This window comes from Pseudomonas sp. XK-1 (genome assembly GCF_038069885.1).
GTDB lineage: Bacteria > Pseudomonadota > Gammaproteobacteria > Pseudomonadales > Pseudomonadaceae > Aquipseudomonas.
Genome location: NZ_JBBPES010000003.1, coordinates 54,476 through 72,816, shown reverse-complemented (window position 1 = coordinate 72,816; position 18,341 = coordinate 54,476). Strand labels below are relative to the sequence as shown.

General features: G+C 59.4%; 21 protein-coding genes. 17 read left to right on the top strand and 4 right to left on the bottom strand.

The window, feature by feature from the left end; genetic code table 11:
- Positions 1–67: 67 nt before the first annotated feature.
- Positions 68–640: a carboxymuconolactone decarboxylase family protein gene (locus WMW70_RS08705; RefSeq protein WP_341437120.1), complete on the bottom strand. Its 573-nt coding sequence runs from the start codon at positions 638–640 to the stop codon at positions 68–70.
- Positions 641–961: 321 nt separating this feature from the next.
- On the opposite strand from WMW70_RS08705, the gene WMW70_RS08700 reads away from it, so the two are divergent.
- From WMW70_RS08700 to WMW70_RS08645, 12 genes are all read left to right on the top strand, one after another.
- The gene (locus WMW70_RS08700; protein ID WP_341437119.1) at positions 962–1,492 is read left to right on the top strand and encodes a TetR/AcrR family transcriptional regulator; all 531 of its coding nucleotides are present in this window, start codon (positions 962–964) and stop codon (positions 1,490–1,492) included.
- A 72-nt stretch (positions 1,493–1,564) separates the two neighbouring features.
- On the top strand, positions 1,565–2,269 hold the full coding sequence (locus tag WMW70_RS08695) for a haloacid dehalogenase type II (protein ID WP_341437118.1): 705 nt from the start codon (positions 1,565–1,567) through the stop codon (positions 2,267–2,269).
- Between the two features lie 53 nt (positions 2,270–2,322).
- A complete protein-coding gene (arsS, locus tag WMW70_RS08690; protein WP_341437117.1) occupies positions 2,323–3,303 on the top strand; it encodes an arsenosugar biosynthesis radical SAM (seleno)protein ArsS in 981 nt (326 codons plus the stop codon).
- A 13-nt stretch (positions 3,304–3,316) separates the two neighbouring features.
- A complete protein-coding gene (locus WMW70_RS08685) occupies positions 3,317–5,509 on the top strand; it encodes an FAD-dependent oxidoreductase (protein WP_341437116.1) in 2,193 nt (730 codons plus the stop codon).
- Positions 5,506–6,585 (top strand): FAD-dependent oxidoreductase, encoded by a 1,080-nt coding sequence (locus tag WMW70_RS08680; protein ID WP_341437115.1) that lies wholly within the window; start codon positions 5,506–5,508, stop codon positions 6,583–6,585. The genes WMW70_RS08685 and WMW70_RS08680 overlap by 4 nt, the downstream gene beginning before the upstream one ends.
- A 77-nt stretch (positions 6,586–6,662) precedes the next feature.
- Entirely contained in the window at positions 6,663–7,067 is a 405-nt protein-coding gene (locus tag WMW70_RS08675) for a DoxX family protein (RefSeq protein WP_341437114.1), read from the top strand.
- A gap of 116 nt (positions 7,068–7,183) precedes the next feature.
- Positions 7,184–8,515 carry an OprD family porin gene (locus tag WMW70_RS08670; RefSeq protein WP_341437113.1) on the top strand — a complete coding sequence of 444 codons (1,332 nt, stop codon included), beginning with the start codon at positions 7,184–7,186 and terminating at the stop codon, positions 8,513–8,515.
- Between the two features lie 223 nt (positions 8,516–8,738).
- The gene (locus WMW70_RS08665; protein ID WP_341437112.1) at positions 8,739–9,779 is read left to right on the top strand and encodes a methyltransferase domain-containing protein; all 1,041 of its coding nucleotides are present in this window, start codon (positions 8,739–8,741) and stop codon (positions 9,777–9,779) included.
- Positions 9,780–9,789: 10 nt separating this feature from the next.
- Entirely contained in the window at positions 9,790–10,599 is an 810-nt protein-coding gene (locus WMW70_RS08660; RefSeq protein ID WP_341437111.1) for a phosphate ABC transporter substrate-binding protein, read from the top strand.
- Entirely contained in the window at positions 10,577–11,422 is an 846-nt protein-coding gene (gene pstC / locus WMW70_RS08655; RefSeq protein ID WP_341437110.1) for a phosphate ABC transporter permease subunit PstC, read from the top strand. Before WMW70_RS08660 ends, pstC begins: the two co-directional genes overlap by 23 nt.
- Complete coding sequence (gene pstA / locus WMW70_RS08650; protein WP_341437109.1) at positions 11,419–12,249, top strand: phosphate ABC transporter permease PstA; 831 nt, start codon at positions 11,419–11,421, stop codon at positions 12,247–12,249. Before pstC ends, pstA begins: the two co-directional genes overlap by 4 nt.
- A gap of 3 nt (positions 12,250–12,252) precedes the next feature.
- Positions 12,253–13,026, top strand: a complete 774-nt coding sequence (locus tag WMW70_RS08645; RefSeq protein ID WP_341437108.1) for a phosphate ABC transporter ATP-binding protein — start codon at positions 12,253–12,255, stop codon at positions 13,024–13,026.
- A 67-nt stretch (positions 13,027–13,093) separates the two neighbouring features.
- On the opposite strand, the gene WMW70_RS08640 is transcribed toward WMW70_RS08645, so the two are convergent.
- Together WMW70_RS08640 and WMW70_RS08635 are read right to left on the bottom strand one after the other, a co-directional pair.
- Positions 13,094–13,792 (bottom strand): glutathione S-transferase family protein, encoded by a 699-nt coding sequence (locus tag WMW70_RS08640; RefSeq protein ID WP_341437107.1) that lies wholly within the window; start codon positions 13,790–13,792, stop codon positions 13,094–13,096.
- Entirely contained in the window at positions 13,729–14,226 is a 498-nt protein-coding gene (locus tag WMW70_RS08635) for a DoxX family protein (protein WP_341437106.1), read from the bottom strand. Before WMW70_RS08635 ends, WMW70_RS08640 begins: the two co-directional genes overlap by 64 nt.
- Positions 14,227–14,304: 78 nt before the next feature.
- Here WMW70_RS08635 and WMW70_RS08630 point away from each other — a divergent pair, with 78 nt between their 5' ends.
- A complete protein-coding gene (locus WMW70_RS08630; protein ID WP_341437105.1) occupies positions 14,305–15,189 on the top strand; it encodes a LysR family transcriptional regulator in 885 nt (294 codons plus the stop codon).
- A 175-nt stretch (positions 15,190–15,364) separates the two neighbouring features.
- Here the strand turns inward: WMW70_RS08630 and WMW70_RS08625 are convergent, their stop codons facing one another.
- Entirely contained in the window at positions 15,365–15,994 is a 630-nt protein-coding gene (locus tag WMW70_RS08625) for a TetR/AcrR family transcriptional regulator (RefSeq protein ID WP_341437104.1), read from the bottom strand.
- A 93-nt stretch (positions 15,995–16,087) separates the two neighbouring features.
- Between WMW70_RS08625 and WMW70_RS08620 the strand changes: the two genes are divergently transcribed.
- The 4 genes from WMW70_RS08620 (at position 16,088) to WMW70_RS08605 (ending at position 18,332) form a co-directional block, all read left to right on the top strand.
- Complete coding sequence (locus WMW70_RS08620) at positions 16,088–16,552, top strand: hypothetical protein (protein ID WP_341437103.1); 465 nt, start codon at positions 16,088–16,090, stop codon at positions 16,550–16,552.
- Positions 16,549–16,971 (top strand): MAPEG family protein, encoded by a 423-nt coding sequence (locus tag WMW70_RS08615; protein ID WP_341437102.1) that lies wholly within the window; start codon positions 16,549–16,551, stop codon positions 16,969–16,971. The genes WMW70_RS08620 and WMW70_RS08615 overlap by 4 nt, the downstream gene beginning before the upstream one ends.
- 44 nt (positions 16,972–17,015) lie before the next feature.
- The gene (locus WMW70_RS08610) at positions 17,016–17,222 is read left to right on the top strand and encodes a hypothetical protein (protein WP_341437101.1); all 207 of its coding nucleotides are present in this window, start codon (positions 17,016–17,018) and stop codon (positions 17,220–17,222) included.
- Between the two features lie 213 nt (positions 17,223–17,435).
- A complete protein-coding gene (locus WMW70_RS08605) occupies positions 17,436–18,332 on the top strand; it encodes a vitamin K epoxide reductase family protein (RefSeq protein ID WP_341437100.1) in 897 nt (298 codons plus the stop codon).
- Positions 18,333–18,341 lie beyond the last annotated feature (9 nt).

Here is an 18,341-nt window from a genome sequence, read left to right as displayed (position 1 = left end):
CACTCCGTCCGCTGTGATGGTGTTGGCAGCCCCCCGAGGTTGCTCGGAGGCTGCATCGCTGATGGGCTTATTTCTGCGTCCAGGCACGTGCGCTGAACACTTCATCCAGCGGTGTGTGGAACAGGTGGTTGGCGTAGTTGCTGAGGGTTTTTACTGCCAGGGCCAGCACAATCTCCAGTATCTGGCGCTCGCTATAGCCGGCCGCGAGGAAGGTTTCGACCGCCGCCTTGGATGGCAGCCCACGGCTATGAAACAGGGTGCGGGTGAACTCGGCGAGGGCGGCGAGCTTGGCGTCGGCGATAGGATTACAGTCACGGATAGCGTTGGTCACATCAGCAGCAAGGCCTGATTTCATGTCGGCCAGAAAGCTGTGGGCCGAGACGCAATACTCGCAGCCGTTCTCGCGACTGATGACCAGAAAGATCACTTCCTGCTCGGCAGGAGTAAAGCCGGACTCCGCGCGAAAGGCCGCGTAGCCATCCAGATAGGTCTCCAGCAATCCCGGAGAATGGACCATGTTGGCGTACATATTGGGGATAAAGCCGACCTGCGCCTTGGCCTTTTGCAGCACCTCGGCACCGCGTGGTGTGCTGGTGTCGAGGTTGAGGGCGGCCAGGGTAAGGGGGTATTCGCTGAGCATGACATTGTTCCTCTTTATCTGGACTGTTCGGTCTTTAAATCTGTGCTGCCTTTCCTGTCACCTTCAGCAGGCGGCAGAACAAGGCAAAACAGGGGCTGATTGATTCTGGACTGATTGGTTCGGATGTCAATCTGCATTGCCTCCTCGTCGAGCCAATCAGCATCTGTAGTGGCTGAAGCTTGAGTTCGGATGCAACAGGGGAGGTTTTGTTACAGCTTGAAGGGTGTGAGTGTTGAATTAAATAATGATCGGTCCATAATGCGAACTATGAATCGTGGACGCCCAAGAACATTCGACCCTGACCAGGTACTGGAAAATGCCATGCAGCTTTTCTGGACCCAGGGCTATGAGGCCACCAGCTTGCAGGACCTGCTCTTGGCTACCGGGCTGTCCAAGAGCAGTCTGTATGAAAGCTTCGGCAACAAACAGAGCCTGTTTGTTGCCGCCTTCACCCGCTATTTCGACAGCCGTTCCCAGCAGATGCGTGAGCGGCTGCAACGGGCCGAATCGCCTCTGGGCTTTATCCGCGGTTGCCTGCTCGCGGTGCTCGAAGACGCTCAGCAGCAGCCCCCGCGTGGCTGCATGCTGGTTAACGTGGCTAACGAGTTTTCCACCGGCGACCCGGCCGTACAGCCGTTGATCGAGCTGGCGACAGGACGCTTTCGCCAGGTGTTCGAGCAGGCCTTCACCCAAGCCCAGGCCTGTGGCGAGTTATCGACTAGCCAGTCCCCTGTGGCGCTGGCGTTGTTTATGCACTGCGCCATGAGCGGTTTGCGCACCCAGGCCAAGTCCGGTATCGCCCGCAATGAACTGCTTAGCGTTATCGATCTGGTCATGACGAACCTGCGCTAAATTTTTTTACCTAATTCTGGACTTTTCAGTCCATAAACTAATGCCATCGCTTGGCATAACCCGGAGCCTGCCATGAACAGCGCTGTTGCCTTCGACATCTACGGAACCCTGATCGATACCCAGGCCGTGCTGACGCGACTGACCGAGTTGGTGGGTGACAAGGCTCCGGCAATTTCCAAGGCCTGGCGACAAAAGCAGCTTGAGTACAGTTTTCGCCGCGGCTTGATGGGCGATTACTGTGATTTTTCCGTCTGTACACGCCAGGCCTTGGTCTTTAGCTGCCGCGAGCAGGGAGTAGAGGCCACGGACGAACTGGTTGCCAGCGCCATGCAGGCCTATGCCGACCTTGATGCCTTTGCCGATGTACCCGCCGGGTTGGCGGCACTGCACGGACAGGGTTTGCAGTTGCATGCCTTCTCCAATGGCAGTCGCACGGCCGTGCAGCGCCTGTTGGAGCGAGCGGGTATTGCGCATTACTTCAGCTCAGTGGTGAGCGTCGAAGATGTGCGCTCATTCAAGCCAGACCCTGCGGTTTATCAGCACCTTCTGCGCAGTTGTGGCGTATCCGCTGCCCAGCTGTGCCTGGTATCGAGTAATCCGTTCGATGTGCTCGGTGCCGCCCATGCCGGTTTGCGCAGCGCCTGGCTCAGGCGCGATCCGGCCAGTCTGTTCGATCCCTGGGAAAGGCAGCCGGACATCATTCTTGAGGGCTTTGCCGAGATGACGAAGCGGTTGCCAGCACTCTTTCAGCAAGCCTCAGCACGACCCTTGGCGTAACGAATGAGTCGCTCGCGTCTCAAAAGAGCAGTGTCCCAGGAGCTTGAATCGCCATGCATGCCACCTTACCCCTGCTCAACGCGCTGAGTTTTCCGGCCATTACCCGCGCTCCGTTGCAGGCGCTGCAGGTCAACCTGACCTACCGTTGCAACCAGCGCTGCCTTCACTGTCATGTCAATGCCGGGCCAACCCGTACCGAAGCCATGACCGATGAGAATCTGGCGTTGCTGCATCAGGTGATCGATGCCCATGCGGTACAGACCCTGGATTTGACCGGCGGCGCACCCGAGATGCATCCGCGCTTTCGCGAAATTGTCCGTCACGCCCGCCGCGAAGGGTTGCGGGTGATCGACCGCTGCAACCTGACCATTCTCAGTGAGCCGGGCTATGAAGATCTGGCCGAGTTTCTTGCCGAACAGGGCGTGGAAGTCAGCGCTTCCTTGCCCTGTTACTCGCGTGACAACGTCGACAAGCAGCGCGGCGATGGTGTATTCGACGCCAGTATCGAGGGCCTGCTGCAACTTAACCGCTTGGGCTATGGTCGCGAGGACAGCGGCCTGCTGCTCAATCTGGTGTACAACCCGCAGGGCGCGAGCCTGCCGCCCGCGCAGGCGCAGCTCGAAGCCGACTACAAGGCCTACCTGGCAGTGGATTTCGGCATCCAGTTCAATCACCTGTTGTGCATCACCAACCAGCCTATTGCCCGCTTCGGCAGCACCCTGGTGAGCAAGGGCACCTTCAACAGCTATATGCAGTTGCTGCGCGAAAGCTACCGCCCGGAAAACCTCGATGCGGTGATGTGCAAGCACCTGGTCAGTGTCGACTGGCAGGGCTACCTGTATGACTGCGACTTCAATCAGATGCTTGAGCTACCTCTGGCCATGCCTGAGGTGATCGGACGCGACCGCCCTCATCTACGCGATCTGCTCGGCTCATCGAGCCTGGCAGGCAACCCCATCGTCACCCGCGACCATTGCTATGCCTGTACGGCCGGGCAGGGCTCCAGTTGCGCTGGCGCACTGGATAACCACTAAGGAGAGGTTTGTCATGGACAAGCGTAAAGCGGCCCTGTTGGCCATTGTTCTGCTCGCGATAGCGGGTTTCTTTCTGTTCGACCTGGGCCAGTACCTGAATCTGGCGAACCTCAAGGCGCAGCAAGCGGCATTGAGTGCCCAGGTCTCGGCCAATCCGCTGCTGGTGGGTGGAGTGTTTTTCTTCTTGTACGTGGCGGTAACGGCCTTGTCGTTACCAGGGGCCGCCCTGATGACTCTGGTGGCCGGGGCCTTGTTTGGTCTGCTGGGCGGCACTGTGCTGGTGTCTTTCGCCTCTACCCTGGGCGCGACCCTGGCCATGCTGATCAGCCGCTTCCTGTTGCGCGATTGGGTGCAAGCCAAATTCAGCCAACGTCTGGCCGCTATCGACCAGGGTATCGAGCGGGAGGGGGCCTCCTACCTGTTTGCCCTGCGCCTGGTGCCGGTCTTTCCGTTCTTTCTGATCAACCTGGCCATGGGCCTGACCAAGCTGCCGGCACGCACCTACTGGTGGGTCAGCCAGCTGGGCATGTTGCCTGGCACCCTGGTGTTCGTGAATGCCGGGCGTGAGCTGGGCCAGCTGGATTCGCTGGGCGGCATCCTTTCTCCGGGCTTGCTGGGGGCTTTTGTCCTGCTCGGGCTGCTGCCGATTGTCTCGCGCAAACTGCTGGAGCTGGTCAAGGCACGCAAGGTGTATGCCGGCTGGGTCAAGCCCAAGGTATTCGACCGCAACCTGGTGGTGATCGGTGCCGGCTCCGGCGGCCTGGTGTCGGCCTATATCGCCGCCGCGGTGAAGGCCAAGGTCACGCTGATCGAGAAACACAAGATGGGCGGCGACTGCCTGAATACCGGTTGTGTGCCGTCCAAGGCCCTGCTGCGCTCGGCCAAGCTGGCCAATGAAATGAAGAAGGCGGAAAAGCTCGGCTTCAAACCGATCAAGGCCGAGGTGGACTTCGCTGCGGTGATGCAGCGCGTGCAGCGAGTGGTGGCCGATGTCGAACCCCATGATTCGGTCGAGCGCTATACCGGCCTGGGTGTGGAAGTGATCGAGGGCGAAGCAAAGATCACCTCACCGTGGACGGTGGAGGTCAATGGCCAGACGCTAACGCCCCGTTCCATCGTGATCGCCACTGGCGCGCGGCCGCTGGTGCCGAAGATTCCTGGCATCGAACAGGTGGAGCCGCTGACCTCGGATAACGTCTGGAATCTGCGTGAGCAACCCAAGCGCCTGCTGGTACTGGGCGGTGGACCGATTGGTTGCGAGCTGGCTCAGGCCTTCCTGCGCTTGGGCAGCGCGGTGACTCAGGTGGAAATGACCGAGCGCCTGCTGGTGCGTGAAGACCCGGAGGCCAGCGAGGCGGTGATGGCCAACCTGCGTCAGGATGGCGTGGATCTGCGCCTGCGGCACAAAGCGGTGCGCTTTGAAGTGGTCGAGGGCCAGCGGCAGCTGGTCTGTCTCAACCTGGCCGACGACAGCGAAGTGCGCATCACCTTCGATCAGGTGCTGCTGGCTCTAGGCCGGGTGGCCAACGTCAAGGGTTTCGGGGCCGAAGAGTTACAGCTGGCCGTACGCCCCAATGGCACCCTGGAAGTTGATGAATACCTGGCCACGCGATTCCCCAATATCTTCGCCGTTGGCGATGTCACCGGCCCTTATCAGTTCACCCACACCTCGGCCCATCAGGCCTGGTTTGCCGCCGTCAATGGTTTGTTCGGTACCTTCAAGCGCTTCAAGGTGGATTACCGGGTGATCCCCTGGGCTACCTTTACCGACCCGGAAGTGGCCCGCGTCGGGCTCAACGAGCAGGATGCAAAAGAGCAGGGCATCGGTTATGAGGTCAGCCGCTTCGGCATCGACGATCTGGACCGCGCCATCGCTGACGAAGCCGCCCATGGCTATATCAAGGTACTGACCGAACCGGGCAAGGACCGCATTCTGGGTGTGACCATTGTCGGCGAACATGCCGGTGAGCTGATTGCCGAGTACGTGGCGGCGATGAAGCAGGGCTACGGCCTGAACAAGGTCCTCGGCACCATTCATATCTACCCGACTATGGCCGAAGCCAACAAGTGTGTGGCTGGCGAATGGAAACGTGCCCATGCCCCCCAGGGCGTATTGAACTGGGTGGCACGCTTCCATCACTGGCACCTTGGCGCGAGCAAAGCCGACGTTCAAGCTGAACTCAAGGTGAGCGAGAAAGCGCTTTGAACGGTCAATTCGACCTGTTGCTTGCGGGGGCAGGCCATGCCCATCTAGGCGTGCTGCGCTTGTGGATGAGTGGCCAACGACCCAAAGGGCGCATCGGCCTGATCAGTCCGGGGCCATATGCCTGGTACTCGGGCATGTTGCCAGGGCTGCTGGCCGGCCGTTACCGCGCCGAGCAGTGCCGTATCCCATTGCAGGCTCTCTGCGCCACAGCTGGTGTCGAGTTGCTACAGGAACAGGTCGAAAGGTTGGATTCGTCCGCCAGGTGCGTCGAACTGGCTGATGGCAAGCAGTATTCGGCTACCTGGCTGTCACTCAATCTCGGCTCCATACCCAAGGCACCGCAAGTGGGGGAGAGCCTGCTGGATATCCTGCCGGTCAAGCCATTCGACAGCTTTCTGCAGGGCTGGCAACGCTGGCAACAGGCTCCCCAGGCATTGGCCATTCTGGGCGGCGGCGCTGCGGGCGTAGAGCTGGCGTTGGCTGTGGCGTCCCAGGTGCCACAGCTGACCTTGTTGAGTAGCGCCAGGGTATTGGCCGGCCATCCCCGTGCATTGCGTCAGCGTGCCTTGCGCCATTTGGCGGATGCCGGAGTCAGGGTCGAGGAGGGCGTGGCCGTCGACTCAATTCATGGCGATGCCTTGGTTTCCGGTGATCGGCTTGTCTGGTGCGGTACCCGGGTGATTCTGGCCACTGGCGCCAGCGCTTTACCCTGGCTTGCCCTGTCTGGCCTGGACTGCGACGAGCGCGGGTTCGTGCGCGTTGGTCAGACATTGCAGAGTCTTTCACACCCCCATGTATTTGCCGCCGGTGACTGTGCCAGTCTGACAGCAACTCCCCGTAGCGGTGTCTATGCCGTACGCCAGGGCCCTGTATTGGCGGCCAACCTGGGCGCTGCACTGTCCGGCCAGCCACTGACGCGCTTTCAACCACAACGTCGCGCCCTGGCGCTATTGGCCGATGGCCAAGGTGGTGCCCTGCTCAGTTGGTCTGGCATGACGGCAGAGGGTGCCTTGCTGGGGCGCTGGAAAGACCGTCTCGATCGTCGCTTTATCGCCCGCCACCACGGCGCGCCGTAATCCCCATCACTGCTCAACCCTGTGGGTTGGCCTAACCCTATGCCGGCTTGAAGGTCGGCCCTTAAAGGAGACATTGCATGAAAAACTGGACCCTGCTGTTGCTGCGCATTTCGCTTGGTTGGCTACTGGTGATCTGGGGCGCGGACAAGGTGTTCAATGTCGAGCACGGTATGGCGGTGGCCAACAAGTTCTACTTCGGCTTTCTCGCGGCCGAGGGCGTGATGCGTATAGCGGGTGTGCTGCAGATGCTGGTCGGCCTGGCGGTGGTTGTAGGCTTTGCCCGGCGCTGGGCATATCCGCTGGAGGTTCTGCTCAACGGTGCGTCGCTGCTGGCGGTGATGCAGTCGGTTATCGACCCCTGGAGCTGGGTATTCGAGGGCAGCAACGCGCTGTTCTATCCCTCGTTGATCATCTTCGCTGCCAGCCTGTTACTGATTGCCTATCGCGATGAAGACAAATGGGTGCTGGGCAAAAAATACTGAGTTGTAACAAAGCACTGGATACCGACTCGAAGTAGGTCAGCAAGATGTGGCTGGCATTGGCACAACAACAAGCGCTACCCACAGGTGGCGCATCGCCTACGCAAGAGGGGTATCCAATGCACCGCTTTACACTCAGTTTGTGCGGCCTGGCTGTGGCAGCAGCCTTCAGCCATACGGCCCTGGCCAGCCAGCAATCGGAGGCGCAGGGTTTTATCCAGGACAGCAGTTTCAACCTGCTCAATCGCGCCTTTTATTTCAACCGTGATTTCCGCAACGGCGGCTTCAATGGTGCCGGCACCAATGCGAACAAATCCGGCCAGGAGAGCGGTTACCGCGAGGAGGCTGCCTACGGGATCATGGGATTCTTTGAGTCCGGTTTTACCCAGGGTACGGTTGGCTTCGGTGTGGATGCCTATGGCTTTCTCGGTATCCGTCTCGATGGCGGCGGTGGCCGCACCGGGACCTTGCTAGCCCCCATCGGCAGCGATGGCGAGCCCGAGCGGGAGTGGAGCGAGGCGGGCGGGGTGGTCAAGCTGCGAGTGTCGAACACCGTGCTCAAATACGGTGAGCAGCAATTCGCCAACCCTGTTGTCGGGACGGGCGATGCTCGTCTGTTGCCGGAAACCGCCACGGGCTTTTTCTTAAGCAGCGAGGAAATCGAGGGCGTGAGCCTGGACGCTGGCCACATTACGGCAATGAATGCGTTCAACAGCAGCAATTCGGATGATGAGTTGCTTATTCAGTATGCCGGCGACGTGGGTGATTCGATCAGTTGGGCGGGCCTGACCTATGCACCAGCGGAAAGTCTTTCCCTCAGCCTGTACGGTTCCCAGGTCGAAGACACCTGGCGGCGCTATTACGCAGGGCTGGCCTATACCCTTGACCTGGGTAGCGAGCGCTCGCTGGGCTTTGATCTGAATGTCTATCGCACCAACGACCGTGGCCGCGCGCTGGCAGGTGAGATCGGCAACACCGACTGGTCGCTGGCCAGCAAGTACGCCTGGGGTGCTCATGCAGTGACCCTGGCCTATCAGCAGATCGACGATGACGCCGGCTTCGATTACATCGGTTTCGATGGCATTTACCTGGCCAACTCGGTGCAGTATTCCGACTTCAACGCTCCGGGCGAGCGTTCCTGGCAACTGCGTTATGACCTGGACATGGCCAGCTATGGCGTGCCGGGCCTGACCCTGATGGCGCGCTATGTGCGCGGCAGCGATATCGACAGCACCGATGCGGACGACCGTGGTGGCTTCTTCGATGCCGATGCCCGTAACGAGAAACATTGGGAACGTAACCTGGAAGCCAAGTACATCGTGCAGAGCGGCCCGGCCAAAGATTTGTCCCTGCGCGTTCGCCATGCCGTGCACCGCGGCTCTTCCAACCAGATCGACGGGGACGCCGACGATGTTCGTTTGATCGTCGAGTACCCGCTTAGCCTGCTTTAAGCTTTCACTCGTCGTGGAGTGAAAAATAGGGGTTGCTCCTTTCCTCCCCGTCTTGGGGGCTGTGTCGGCCATGGCCCCCTTTTTTTATCTTTTTCTTGGCTCTTTGTTAGCGCTTATAGCGCTGTAACAAAGAGCCTTTGTTTTTATCTAGTAGTTAACAGTATTCGATCCTGTTTGTTGGCGCGCATTGTTCGCCAATCGACATCCCGAAAAGAGGTTTTCCATGCACGAGTCGGTACAAAACTATTACGGCAAGGTCCTGCAGAACAGTGGCGACCTGAAAACCAGTGCCTGCTGTGATCCCAGCAGCATGCCGAACTGGCTCAAGCCGTTGTTGGCCAAGGTTCATCACGAAGTCAGCGCCCGTTATTACGGCTGCGGCCTGGTCGCCCCGGCCCTGCTGGAGGGATGCCGGGTGCTTGATCTGGGCAGTGGCTCGGGCCGCGATTGTTATGTCCTAGCGCAACTGGTCGGAGCCGAGGGCTCCGTGCTCGGCGTGGACATGACCGCCGAGCAGCTGGCGGTGGCCAATGCCCATCTGGATTACCATGCCGCGCAGTTCGGCTACGCCAATGTGGAATTTCGCCACGGCTATATCGAGGACCTGATGGCACTGGACCTAGCCGACGCCAGCTTCGATGTGATCGTGTCCAACTGCGTGATCAATCTGTCACCCGACAAGGACAGCGTGTTGCGCGAGGCTTATCGCCTGCTCAAGCCGGGCGGCGAGTTGTACTTCTCCGATGTCTATGCGGATCGCCGTCTGGCTGACGAGTTGCGCCAGGATGAGGTGTTGTACGGGGAGTGCCTGGGCGGTGCCCTGTATTGGAATGACTTCGAGAACCTGGCCCGCCGGCATGGCTTTGCCGACCCACGCCTGGTGGAGGATCAGCCCATCAGCATCAGTGATCCGGTGCTGGCGGAAAAACTAGGCGATGCCCGTTTCTTCTCCGCCACCTACCGGCTGTTCAAGCTCGATGGTCTGGAGCCGGCTTGCGAGGACTACGGCCAGGCCGTGATCTATCGCGGCAGCATTGCCGGTGCGCCCACGGCATTTGTGCTGGATAAACACCACCGTATCGAAACGGGCCGGGTGTTCCCTGTGTGCGGCAATACCTGGCGCATGCTCAAGGACAGCCGCTTTGCTGCGCATTTCGAGTTTATCGGCGACTTCAGCCGGCACTTCGGTTTGTTCGAGGGCTGTGGTGGTGGTCTGCCATTCGATCAGGGCGCTGCGCCTGGGACTGCGGCCAGCTGCTGCTGAGGAGAACGGGATGCTGACTCAGAAGTTGTGTGCCGTTGCCTGCTCTGTCCTGCTGCTCAGTGCCTGTTCACCAGAGCAGAAGCAGATCATCAGTGTCTCGGGCTCAAGCACCATCGCCCCATTGATGGCGGACATCGGTAAGCGTTTTGAGGCGTTGAACCCTGATATCCACGTGGACGTGCAATCGGGCGGAACCTCACGTGGCATTCAGGATGTGCGTAGTGGCCTGGCCTCCATCGGTATGGCCTCCCGTGCTCTGACAGATACGGAAAAAGACCTGCAGGCCTATCCCCTCGCCGACGATGGTATTGCCCTGATCGTGCACGCCAGCAACCCCCTGACCCAGATCACGGGCGAGCAGGTGGTCGCTATCTACACCGGCAAGGCCAGTGATTGGAGTGCTCTGGGTGGCCCGGCAGGTTCAGTGATCAAGGTGCACAAGGCAGAAGGGCGTTCGACCCTGGAGCTGTTTCTGCAGCACTTCCACCTCGACAACGGCGATGTGCGGCCGGACTTGGTGATAGGTGACAACCAGCAAGGCATCAAGTCTGTGGCGGGCAATCCGTTGGCCATTGGTTATGTGTCGATCGGCAGCGCCGAGTACGAAGCGCAGCAGGGTGTACCCATTAAGCTGCTGGCCCTGGACGGACAAGCAGCATTGAGTCAGGCCGTGCGTGATGGGCAGTACCCATTGAGCCGCACCCTTAACTTGGTGGTGCGCGGCGCGCCGGATGCCAGCACCCAGGCACTGTTGAACTTTGCCCAATCCAGCGAGGTGGCCGATCTTGTTCAACAGCATGCATTTGTTCCGGCGCGATAGCGCCGACCGTCTGCTGCGCTCGCTCAGCCTGCTGTGTGCCCTGGCTTCGGCCATGATCCTGTTGCTGATTCTGGTGTTTCTGACTCAGGCCAGTTGGCCGCTGTTACAGGAGCCCGGCAATCTGCTTGGCAATAGCTGGCAGCCGAGCAAAGGGTTATTCGGCTTGCAGGCCATGCTCGCAGCCAGCCTGCTGAGCAGCATGCTGGCCCTGCTGTTGGCAGTGCCGGCTGGCCTGTTGGTCAGCATCTGGCTGATCTTCTACGCACCAAGGCCACTGGCCAGCGCCTACTCGGCGCTGCTCGGTCTTATGGCCAGTATCCCATCCGTGGTCTATGGACTCTGGGGCTTGGTGGTACTGGTGCCACTGCTTAACAACTGGTTTCCACCGGGCGCCAGCCTGCTCACGGCAGGTCTCGTTCTTGGTTTGATGATTCTGCCGCTGCTGATGGTGCAGGCCGATGTGATCCTGCGTGAAAGCGCACGCCGTCATCTGCCGGCGGCTCTGTGTCTGGGTGTGTCGCACTGGGCAGCGATTCGCCGGGTACTGCTGCCCGCGGCCTGGCCACGGCTGTGGCCATCCATCCTGCTGCAACTGGGGCGCGCCCTGGGTGAAACCATGGCGGTGCTGATGGTGGCCGGCAATGTGGTGCGGTGGCCAGGTTCGATCTTCGACCCGGTGCGTACCCTGACAGCCAACATCGCCCTGGAGATGAGTTATGCCACAGGTCTTCACCTGCAGGCGTTGTACGTCAGTGGCTGGGTGCTGTTGGTCCTGGCCCTGCTGCTGATGGGCCTGGCACGCCTATATGGAAGTCGCTCATGAACCTGCAGGAACGTTGGCGCGGTTATGCCCTGGCGAGTCTGGCCCTGCTGCTGGCTATGGCACCGCTGAGCCTGCTGCTGACCTTGTTCGCCGAGGGCTTCAGTCATCTGGATTGGAGCTTTTTCAGCACTGCGCCCGAGCAGGCCGGACGGAGCGGGGGGATTGGCCCGATCATTCTATCCACGCTCTGGGTCCTGCTGATCTGTTTAGCCATTGCCGTGCCTTTGGGCCTGGGTACCGCACTGTTTCTGGTGGAGCAGCTGCGCCCTGACAGCCGTGCCAATCTGGCGCTGCAGTGGGCCCTCGATGGCCTGGGCACCGTACCTTCGGTTGTGTTCGGCTTGTTCGGGCACTGTGTGTTCGTGGTCGAACTAGGCTGGGGCTACTCCCTCCTAGCTGGTGGTTGCACTCTGGCCTGTATGGTTTTGCCACTGTTTATTCGGGGCTGCGAGCAGGCCCTGCGCGACTGTCCGCACAGCTATCGCCAAGCTGCTGTCGGCTTGGCGATTTCCCGCGCTGGTTACCTAAGGCGCATCCTGTTGCCCTTTGCCGCACCGGGTATTGCGGCTGCTCTGGTGCTGAGTGCGGGGCGTGCCCTGGCGGAAACGGCCGTGCTGCTGTTTACCGCCGGTTATGTGATGCGCTGGCCTGAGAGTGTATTCGACTCGGGGCGCACCCTGGCCGTGCATATCTACGACCTGGCCATGAATGTATCGGGCGGCAGCCCGGCTTCGGCGGCTACGGCTATGGTGCTGCTGGGCCTGGCCCTGATTATTCAATTGCTGGCATGGCGCCTGGGGCGTCGGCCGGCAGCCTTTGCGAGATAAGTCATGCAAGTGCCACCCTCCATTCAGATTGAAAACCTCAGCGTGCATTACGCCGGTCAGGTCGCGCTGCAAGGCGCTTCATTGGCAGTCGCCCCTGGGGAGCTGATGGCCCTGGTCGGCCCCAGTGGCTGCGGCAAGAGCAGCCTGCTTTCAGCGGTCAATCGCATGAGTGATCTGGTGCCAGGTGCACGGGTCAGCGGACGTGTGCTGATCGACGGCCGGGATGTCTTGAGCGGAGCCGAAGATGTACAGGCTTTGCGCCGCCAGATCGGCATGGTGTTCCAGCAACCCAACCCCTTTCCCTTGAGCATTGCCGAAAACATTCGCTTTGCCTTGCGCGAGCATGGGGTGCGCAACAAGGCCGAACTGGAAGAGCGTCTGGAGCAAGCCCTGCAGGCCACGGGGTTATGGATTGAAGTGCGCGATAGGCTGGATAAACCGGCGCTGGGGCTGTCTGGTGGTCAGCAGCAACGCCTGTGCTTCGCCCGCGCCCTGGCCTTGCAGCCGAGTGCGCTGTTGCTGGACGAGCCCTGCAGCGCCCTGGATCCGATTGCCAGTGCCACGGTTGAAGCACTGATCGACAGCCTCAAGGGGCGTTACACGTTGTTGATGGTGACCCACAACCTGGCCCAGGCAAGGCGCCTAGCCGACCATGTGGCGGTGTGCTGGGTGCGGGATGGCTGCGGCTGCGTATTGGAAAGCGGCCCTGCACATGCCCTGTTTGAACGCAGCCGCGATCCTTTGGCTCATCGCTACCTCAACGGCTTGCTGTGTTAGCGCAGCCATATGCGCACGAAAGAACCGCTATCTGAGACCAGCGGCTTCGCAGGCAAAGCTTCAACTGTCATGTTGGCAGGATGTACTCGGGAAAATGCGGGGGAGGGGGTATGTGGTTCGACAGAGCGCTCTTGCGTGCCAGCAGGAATGCACGCAACGATGCCGGGTAATCCGGACCGGCAGCGCCCTGAACCGAGGCCCTTGCGGCCAGCGCCGCACGCCAGGCGCGAACTCGGGGCGTGCAAGCGAAGAACCCAAAGTCCTCAAACTGCTCGAACACGTCGAAATAGCGGAATACCGGCCCGAATACCGCATCCACCATCGTGAAGCTCTTTCCGGCAAAGTACGGCCCAGTGCACAGCTCGACCTCGATCTGCTCGAACTTGGCCCGGATATCAGAGGCCTTGGCCGAGAGCGTTTCCTCGTCAGGCGCGTTGTAAAACCCACCGATGGCATTCAGCACTGCTGAGCCGAACTCCATCCAGCCACGATGCCGGGCGCGCTCCAGGGGATTTTGCGGATGCATTTTCGGCGATACGGTTTCGTCAAGGTACTCGCAGATCACCGCCGACTCGAAGATCGGCTGGTGTTTGACGAGAAGCACAGGCGTCTTACCCATTGGTGAGACCTTTAGAAACCAGTCAGGCTTATGGGCCAGATCAATGTCAACGCGCTCGAAGGCAATGCCTTTTTCTGAGAGGACTATCGCAACGCGCTGAACGTAGGGGCACAGCTTGTGGCTGACCAGGATGAATGTGTCAGGCACGGGTATCTCCTCAAAGGGTGGGAACGAAGCGGTTGCTGCGCCGGGCCCGCCATCGCTCCGTCACCGATCAGCCAGAGGGCGATGGATACGGCGGTCAGGAACACCGGGTACTCCCAACCACCGTCTGGGCTGGTGTGCAGCCAGCCGTTGGGCAGATGCACCCATGCGGCCGCCGCCATGACAGGAACCAGCGCCAGCGATACCTGACGTGCGTAGATGCCAAACACCAACGCCAGACCGCCTAGCAGTTCGGCGGCGACCACTGGATAGGCCAGGAAGCCCGGGAAGCCAACGCTGGCGAAGAACTGTGCGGTACCCGGCAGGGTGAAGACGAACAGCTTCAACAGTGCATGGGCAATCCACATCACGCCGAGGCTGATGCGAAGCAGCGTAACGCCGTAAGGCAAGGTGCCGGGGTTAACGGTCAGGTTCATTGCATGTTTCCATTGAGTGGGCGACGGTGGGAATGTATGGTTTCGAATAAGAAATCGAAATAGGCATATCTACAAGTCATGGTTGCATCAACGCAATACAAGCTGAGTGCGGCCGATCTGGAGACAGTGCTGGCTCTGGTTCGCTTTGGCACGCTGGCCGATGCAGGCGAGCGGCTGGCTGTGGACGCTTCCACGGTGTTCCGCACGTTGCAGCGTATCGAGCGTGGTCTCGGGCATGTACTGTTCGAGCGGTCGCGTACGGGGTATCAAGCTTCAGAACTGGCGCAGTCATTGGCTGAACATGCTGAGCAGTTGGAAGCTGCGCTCGAATCAGCGCGGTCAGCAGCTCAGCTGCGACCCGAAGACGTTTCTGGCACTGTGCGAATCACCACGACCGATACGATCTTGCATGGTCTTGTGGCACCGGCGCTCAAGGAGCTCAGGGCACTGCATCCTCTGCTGGGCTTTGAGCTGCACACCGGCAATGAGCTGGCCAGCCTGACACGCCGCGATGCAGATATTGCGGTGCGCGCCACCAAGCGGCCACCGCAACACTTGGTGGGCAAGCATGTAGGTCCCATTCGGGTGGCGTTGTTCGCTGCGAAGAATGGGGGCATTGAGCGCTACGCCGATGTCGAGGCAGGCAAGGTGCCTTGGGTGGCCCCGGACGACGCGTTGCCCGAACACCCATCGGTACTGTGGCGCAAACGACATTTCCCCAAGGTCGCGCCGACTTATCGGGTCAACAGCATCCTGACCGTGATTGAGTTGATCAGCCTGGGTCTTGGCGTGGGTATCGTGCCACTTTTCCTAGCGAAGTCCGCCCCGAACCTTGTGCAGCTGACGGATGTGCTTGACGAGTGCCAGACGGAGCTGTGGCTGTTAACACATCCGGAGTCCAGGCATCTGCGCCGGCTGTCGACGGTGTATGGACACCTCTCTAGTACACTCTCGCTAAACTGATTGTTGGCACCGATGGAGGGGATATCCATGGGAAGATAAATGCCAGATTAAGACCGGCGCTTATCCGCAGGCACAACCATACCTTTCCTCAGATCAGAACTGCGCCGCAGCTCATGGCGAACGATCTGCACGGTCTGAGTAGGTTTGCCGATCGAACACAGACTGATCAGGCTTATTAGTCACGACCGTAAATGCCATCGATCAGAGACAGCAAAATTGCTTTGTTTCGTGGAAGGTTGCTAACGCTATCGTTGGCAGCCACGAGGTTGCCGTCGAGCCGCATGCTGATATACCCATGAATCATCGACCATATCGCAATGGCATCTGTCTCTGCATCAACGCGGCGGTCTATCTGGTTGCGCTGCAGTATTGAAAGCAGCGTTGAATAGACGCGATTCATCTCGCCTTCCAACCCGGGATCTTCATGGCACACCAATTGGCGCTGCCATAGCAGCTGGTATCGGTTGGGGTGGTCGAAAGCAAATTGGAACCAGGTATCGGCGAAGGCCTGTAAAGCTTGTTCCGGTTGATCATCCATACCGGCGACTGCCGCAACGCTCATGTCTGCCAGTTCAGCAAAAATCATCGCGGCGATAGCAGTCAACATCGCACTTCGTGACGGGAAATGATTAGCTGGTGCTGAATGCGCAACCCCGGCGTTGCGGGCTACCGCACGGATAGTGACGCTTGCGATGCCCTCGTTATCAAGCAATGCCAAGCCCTCACTCAGCAATGCCGTCCGCAAGTCACCGTGCTTTTGTCCTGCAGTACGTTTGTCTGGGTTTTTCAAATTGACGGCGTCCATTTGCGCTCCTATATTGACAGCGTCCATTTTAGCTCGCTTAGTCATATTAGCCAACCGGAATCACCTATTTACCTATGAGAGGGTGCTGCAGCCATGACCGCACGCATAATGATCACGCTGTGTATTTTTCTTTACGCCGTCGGAGTCCCTTACCTGGAGGTCAATGAAACCCATATATGGAATACGCAGTGGCCCGCCCACGCACGGTTGCACAATGTTTGGCAGCTCATTACCAACACGCTGATTGGCGCGGGATGTCTCTGGCTCATCTGGATAAGAAAGGAGATTTTGCTACCAGCCGTGGCTAGCGCGCTGGTGACGGGTGGGTTCCTCCTAGCATTTGTACTGAGAGGATTCTATGGAGGCTCGATGGTACACACTGACGGTAGCGAAGTTACTATCCTGGGGGGCATCAATATAGGCGTTGCCGGATTCGGATTGGGACTGCTTTTGCTGGTGCCTCCTGTTCTTCTTGAGGTCAGACGTCGTCGAGAAGAACAGCGCAAAGCAGGCATTGATTCGCCAATAACAGGCTCGCAGAGGAGGGCGGCTCAATGAACTCCAACCACATTTTATGGCCCGTCTTGGCGCAGATTCTGCTGACCCTGATCATGTACATCGTGCTTGGGGTCAGAAAGGCCAGCGCTGTCAGGTCAGGCAAGGTAAACCGTCAGCAAGCTGCTTTGGATAATCGGGTCTGGCCAGAGGATGTCGTCAAGGTATCCAACAACATAGCCAACCAGTTTGAAGCGCCAATTCTGTTTTACGTACTCTGCCTGCTTCTCTTCAATATCAATGCGGCTGGTGCGATTGCCATTGTGCTGGCCTGGCTGTTCGTTCTGAGTCGGTACGCACACGCATATGTGCATGTAGGCTCGAACTACGTGCCTATGCGCCTGCGGCTATTTCTGCTCGGCTGCCTGATATTGCTGGCCATGCTCTTATTAGCGGTCTGGACGCTTGCAGCGGGTAGTTAGCCTATCAGCATGACCTATTCATTCGAGGCACAGTGGAGCGACTAATGACCGATAGGACCCATTGGGAAGAATTCAGAGACTTGCAAAAGGAGATCGAGCTTCCGGCATATACGGCTGCTCACATACCGGTCACGGTTCGTTATGTCGATTCCGGTCTTGCCCATAAAGGCACGGTTCTGTTGATGCACGGCATTCCGACATGGGGATACCTGTATCACGCTGTTATTCCCCTTTTGGTAGACGCGGGCTAGGCAAACGCATCTCGTATTGGTCACCACACAGTCTATTTAACATAATATACATTATACGAAGTATCGGGTCAGGCTACGGGCCGTGGATCCTGCTGCGTGTAAATGGCTGTTATGTTCAATTCAGCCCTTGCTTGAGCCTACCGAACAAAATTGTCAGGCTGAAAGCCCCAGTGCTAGCCTGCTAATTGAACCCTCTGAATATCGACCTGGCCCATGCGTAAACATACCAGCAAGAAACTTCACCGCTCCGCAGCAACGGATCGGGTCGGTGTCGAGAAAACCCGGGCGGCTGCACCGGACTGGATACTGTTGCTGCTGGCCTTGTCCGGCATGCTGCTCAGCGGATACCTCTCGTTCGCTGCCCTGAGCGATGCGGCACCGGCCTTTTGTGATCAGGGCTCGTCTTGTCAGCTGATTCAGCAAAGCCGCTGGTCAAGGGTGCTGGGCGTGCCACTGGCGCTCTGGGGCTTTGCCCTCTATGCGGTGCTGGCGGTGCATGCCTGGCGACAGCCGAACCGTTTGCAGCGCTGGCGGCGGCTATGGCTGATTGCCCTGGTCGGTCTGGTCATCAGCCTCTACCTGACGCTGGTCGGCTGGATAGAGCTGGCGGCCTTCTGCGCCTGGTGTCTGCTGTCGCTGGCGCTGCTGACGGCGTTTTTCCTGCGGGCCAGCCAGATCTGGCCGAAGTCGGCGACCGTGACCGACTGGCGAAACTGGTTGCTGCGCAGTGGCGTGACGGCCTTGCTGGCTGTGGTTGTGTTGCATCTCTACTACAGCGATCTGTTTTCCCCGCGTGCCGATCCGCAACTGCTGGCCCTGGCCAACCACCTGCAGCGCAGCGAGGCAAAATTCTACGGTGCATTCTGGTGCCCGGCCTGCCAGGAACAGAAAAGCCTGTTTGGCCCTGCGGCCGAGCAATTGCCCTATGTCGAGTGCTCGCCGAACGGTCGCAAAGGCGTGCTGGCCCGGGCCTGTATCGAAGAGAAGATCACCGGTTATCCCACCTGGATCATCCGCGGGCGACGCTATCAGCAGCTGCTCAGCACCGAAGAGCTGATGCGTCACTCGCGCTTCAAACCACTGGCTCAGGGCGCTGCCGAAGTGCCCTAGTCTGAGCCG

What these genes read in the sequence shown, in the direction of transcription:
- WMW70_RS08705 (WP_341437120.1), bottom strand. Translation starts at nt 640, where the DNA reads ATGCTCAGCGAATACCCCCTTACCCTGGCCGCCCTCAACCTCGACACC.
- WMW70_RS08700 (WP_341437119.1), top strand. Translation starts at nt 962, where the DNA reads ATGCAGCTTTTCTGGACCCAGGGCTATGAGGCCACCAGCTTGCAGGAC.
- WMW70_RS08695 (WP_341437118.1), top strand. Translation starts at nt 1,565, where the DNA reads ATGAACAGCGCTGTTGCCTTCGACATCTACGGAACCCTGATCGATACC.
- arsS (WP_341437117.1), top strand. Translation starts at nt 2,323, where the DNA reads ATGCATGCCACCTTACCCCTGCTCAACGCGCTGAGTTTTCCGGCCATT.
- WMW70_RS08685 (WP_341437116.1), top strand. Translation starts at nt 3,317, where the DNA reads ATGGACAAGCGTAAAGCGGCCCTGTTGGCCATTGTTCTGCTCGCGATA.
- WMW70_RS08675 (WP_341437114.1), top strand. Translation starts at nt 6,663, where the DNA reads ATGAAAAACTGGACCCTGCTGTTGCTGCGCATTTCGCTTGGTTGGCTA.
- WMW70_RS08670 (WP_341437113.1), top strand. Translation starts at nt 7,184, where the DNA reads ATGCACCGCTTTACACTCAGTTTGTGCGGCCTGGCTGTGGCAGCAGCC.
- WMW70_RS08665 (WP_341437112.1), top strand. Translation starts at nt 8,739, where the DNA reads ATGCACGAGTCGGTACAAAACTATTACGGCAAGGTCCTGCAGAACAGT.
- WMW70_RS08660 (WP_341437111.1), top strand. Translation starts at nt 9,790, where the DNA reads ATGCTGACTCAGAAGTTGTGTGCCGTTGCCTGCTCTGTCCTGCTGCTC.
- pstC (WP_341437110.1), top strand. Translation starts at nt 10,577, where the DNA reads ATGCATTTGTTCCGGCGCGATAGCGCCGACCGTCTGCTGCGCTCGCTC.
- pstA (WP_341437109.1), top strand. Translation starts at nt 11,419, where the DNA reads ATGAACCTGCAGGAACGTTGGCGCGGTTATGCCCTGGCGAGTCTGGCC.
- WMW70_RS08645 (WP_341437108.1), top strand. Translation starts at nt 12,253, where the DNA reads ATGCAAGTGCCACCCTCCATTCAGATTGAAAACCTCAGCGTGCATTAC.
- WMW70_RS08635 (WP_341437106.1), bottom strand. Translation starts at nt 14,226, where the DNA reads ATGAACCTGACCGTTAACCCCGGCACCTTGCCTTACGGCGTTACGCTG.
- WMW70_RS08630 (WP_341437105.1), top strand. Translation starts at nt 14,305, where the DNA reads ATGGTTGCATCAACGCAATACAAGCTGAGTGCGGCCGATCTGGAGACA.
- WMW70_RS08625 (WP_341437104.1), bottom strand. Translation starts at nt 15,994, where the DNA reads ATGGACGCCGTCAATTTGAAAAACCCAGACAAACGTACTGCAGGACAA.
- WMW70_RS08620 (WP_341437103.1), top strand. Translation starts at nt 16,088, where the DNA reads ATGACCGCACGCATAATGATCACGCTGTGTATTTTTCTTTACGCCGTC.
- WMW70_RS08615 (WP_341437102.1), top strand. Translation starts at nt 16,549, where the DNA reads ATGAACTCCAACCACATTTTATGGCCCGTCTTGGCGCAGATTCTGCTG.
- WMW70_RS08610 (WP_341437101.1), top strand. Translation starts at nt 17,016, where the DNA reads ATGACCGATAGGACCCATTGGGAAGAATTCAGAGACTTGCAAAAGGAG.
- WMW70_RS08605 (WP_341437100.1), top strand. Translation starts at nt 17,436, where the DNA reads ATGCGTAAACATACCAGCAAGAAACTTCACCGCTCCGCAGCAACGGAT.